A 3,053-nucleotide genomic window follows, 5' to 3' on the forward strand; every position below is an offset into this window, starting at 1 on the left:
TGCCGGGAAGGCTACGTATCCGGCCACCGGGCTCGGGATCGTTTGGCCCGACCGAGATGACCGGTGTCCCAATCGAGACGTGTTCGAGACGGGACCCACGCGGTCTCCGCTCCCCGCCCGCCGAGGTGACGGGACACCCGTGTCCGGACCACCGGGGTGAGCCGCGGCCGGATCAACTCCGATGGTGGCCGACCGCTACTAGGGTGGGACGCATGGGCACTCATGGTCGTCTGTCCGGATCGCTGATCGTCGGGCCCCGGCGCCACGAGGAGGGTGTCCGTCGGCTCCTGGCCAGTTTCGAGGCGGTCCCCCGGGGTGAGCCCGTCCGGTTGGCCAAGAAGACGTCCAACCTCTTCAGGCCGCGCGCCTCGTCGTCGTCGCCCGGCCTCGACACCACCGGCCTGACGCGCGTCGTCTCCGTGGATCCGGACGCCCGCACCGCCGACGTCCAGGGCATGTGCACGTACGAGGACCTGGTGGACGCCACCCTGCCGTACGGGCTGATGCCGTACGTGGTGCCGCAGCTCAAGACCATCACCCTCGGCGGCGCGGTGACCGGACTGGGCATCGAGTCCAGCTCCTTCCGGCTGGGACTGCCCCACGAGTCGGTGCTGGAGATGGACGTGCTCACCGGCACGGGCGAGATCGTCACCGCCCGCCCCGACGGCACGGACCGGGAGCGCGAGCTGTACCGCGGGTTCCCCAACTCCTACGGCTCGCTCGGGTACGCGGTGCGGCTGCGCATCGCGCTCGAACCGGTCGAGCGGTACGTCGGACTGCGCCACGTCCGGTTCGACTCCCTCGCCGCGCTGACCGACGGGCTGGCGCGGATCGGCGAGTCCGGGTCGTACGACGACGAGGAGGTCGATTTCCTGGACGGGGTCGTCTTCTCGGCGGGCGAGTCCTACCTGACGCTGGGCCGGCGGACCGACGAGCCCGGCCCCGTCTCGGACTACACGGGGGTGCGGGACAAGCAGGCGATCTACTACCGGTCGATCCAGCACGGCGGCCCCGCCGGCTCGGTGGCCCGCGACCGGCTGACCATCCGCGACTACCTGTGGCGCTGGGACACCGACTGGTTCTGGTGCTCGCGTGCGTTCGGGGTGCAGAACCCCGGCATCCGCCGGTGGTGGCCGCAACAGCTGCTGAGGTCGTCGGCGTACTGGAAGATCATCGGCCTGGACCACCGATACGACCTGGGCAACAGGATCGGCGCGCTCAAGGGCGAGGGCCCGCGGGAGCGCGTGGTGCAGGACGTCGAGGTGACCATCGACCGGACCGAGGAGTTCCTCGAGTGGTTCCTGCGGGAGGTGCCCATCGAGCCGCTGTGGATCTGCCCGCTGCGGCTGCGTGAGTCCACGCCCGCGCCGGGTGTGGGCGGCGGCCCCGGCTCCGACCGGCCGTGGCCGCTGTATCCGCTGGCGCCGGAGACCACGTACGTCAACATCGGGTTCTGGTCCTCCGCGCCGATCGAGCCCGGCATGGCCGAGGGGGCGTGGAACCGGCGCATCGAACAGGAGGTCTCCCGGCTCGGCGGGCACAAGTCGCTCTACTCCGAGGTCTTCTACTCCCGCGAGGAGTTCGACCAGCTGTACGGCGGCGAGCACGCGGCACATCTCAAGACGCGATTCGATCCCCGGGGCCGCTTCGCGACCCTCTATGACAAGTCGGTGGGTGCACGGTGACAACGGACAGGATGACCATCGGCGAGATCGTCGCCGCGTTCGCGACGGGGGAGCCGCCCCTGCGGATCGAGGCCTACGACGGGTCGGCGTTCGGCCCGGAGAACAGCGAGCTGGTGCTACGCCTGACGAGCCGGAGGGCGCTGCAGTACTTCGTCACCGCGCCGGGCGACCTCGGACTGGCCCGCGCCTACCTCATGGGCGAGCTCGAGGTCGACGGGGTGCATCCCGGTGCGCCGCATGACGTGTTCGGCGCGCTCGAGGTCTTCCGCAAGACCATGACGCACACGCCGGACCTGCGGACGATGGCGCGCATCGCCCGCTCGATCGGGCGCGAGAACATCACGATGCTGCCGATTCCCGAGCAGGAGGTGCCCGCGGCGTGGCGTCGCGTCGCGCACGGCATGCGCAGGCACTCCAAGAAGCGGGACTCGGAGGTGGTCAGCTACCACTACGACGTGTCCAACCGCTTCTACGAGTGGATCCTCGGGCCCTCCATGACCTACACCTGCGCGTGCTACCCCGACGCCGGGGTCTGCCTGGAGGAGGCCCAGGACAACAAGTACCGGCTGGTGTTCGACAAGCTCGGACTGAAGGCCGGGGACCGTCTGCTCGACGTGGGCTGCGGGTGGGGCGGGATGGTGCGGTACGCGGCCGCCCGGGGGGTCCGGGCGATCGGCGTGACGCTCTCGCGCGAGCAGGTCGAATGGGGACAGGCCGCGATCCGGGACCAGGGGTTGGGGGACCTCGCCGAGGTCCGGCTGATGGACTACCGCGACGTTCCCGAGCGTGACTTCGACGCGGTCAGTTCCATCGGCATCACCGAGCACATCGGGCGCAGGAACTACCACGACTACTTCACCCGGCTGCACGGCTACCTGAGGCCGGGGGGTCGGCTGCTCAACCACTGCATCACCCGGCCGGACAACTCGCGCTCGGTCAAGGCGGGTGCCTTCATCGACCGGTACATCTTCCCCGACGGCGAACTGGCCGGTGCCGGGACGGTCCACCTCGAGGCGGAGAACGCCGGGTTCGAGGTGGTCCACGAGGAGAACCTCCGCCAGCACTACGCGTTCACGCTGCGCGACTGGTGCGCGAACCTGGTCGAGCACTGGGACGAGGCCGTCGACGAGGTGGGCGAACCGATGGCCAAGCTGTGGGGGCTCTACATGGGTGCCTGCCAGTACGGCTTCGAGCACAACAAGATCCAGCTCCATCAGATCCTGGCCGTCCGGCTCGGCGACACCATGACCTGGGACGTTCCCCTGCGGCAGTGGTGGCGGCCGTGAGCCGCCGGGCCTGAGCGGCCGATCCCGCCCGGACACCGTCGGGGCCGGGTCGCGCCCCTCGGGCCAGGATGCGCGCTCGGGC

General features: G+C 70.2%; 2 protein-coding genes. Both read left to right on the forward strand.

What is annotated here, in order from left to right; translation table 11 throughout:
* Positions 1-212: 212 nt before the first annotated feature.
* The gene (locus G6028_RS14600) at positions 213-1,685 is read left to right on the forward strand and encodes an FAD-binding oxidoreductase (RefSeq protein WP_182659307.1); all 1,473 of its coding nucleotides are present in this window, start codon (positions 213-215) and stop codon (positions 1,683-1,685) included.
* Between the two features lie 11 nt (positions 1,686-1,696).
* Positions 1,697-2,971, forward strand: coding sequence for a class I SAM-dependent methyltransferase (locus G6028_RS14605; protein ID WP_182639316.1), 1,275 nt, complete (start codon positions 1,697-1,699; stop codon positions 2,969-2,971).
* Positions 2,972-3,053 lie beyond the last annotated feature (82 nt).

It is taken from the genome of Dietzia cercidiphylli (assembly GCF_014145145.1).
Taxonomy (GTDB): domain Bacteria; phylum Actinomycetota; class Actinomycetes; order Mycobacteriales; family Mycobacteriaceae; genus Dietzia; species Dietzia natronolimnaea.